The 212-nt window shown below is 69.3% G+C and carries 1 pseudogene; it reads right to left on the bottom strand.

The window, feature by feature from the left end:
* Positions 1 to 212, bottom strand: a pseudogene (locus FDW81_RS18005) (glutamine--fructose-6-phosphate aminotransferase); the annotation flags it as partial.

Genomic DNA, 212 nt, shown 5'->3' with positions numbered 1-212 from the left:
GTCAGCGGTGATCGTGACGATCTGGTCCTGGCCCAGCTCCACGGCACGGCGGGTGTAGTCAATAAAACCGGAAACGTCCGAGCCCAGGAAGTTCTCCCCCTCGCCCAGGCCCACCACCAGCGGTGAGTTCCGGCGGGCGGCCACGACGACGTCGGGCTGGTCCGCGTGCACGGCGAGCAGCGTGAACGCGCCCTCGAGCCGCTGGCAGGCCA

The organism is Pseudarthrobacter sp. NamB4, assembly GCF_005796185.1.
Taxonomy (GTDB): Bacteria; Actinomycetota; Actinomycetes; order Actinomycetales; family Micrococcaceae; genus Arthrobacter.
Note: the sequence above shows the minus strand (reverse complement) of the source record. Positions and strands in the feature narration are given on the sequence as shown.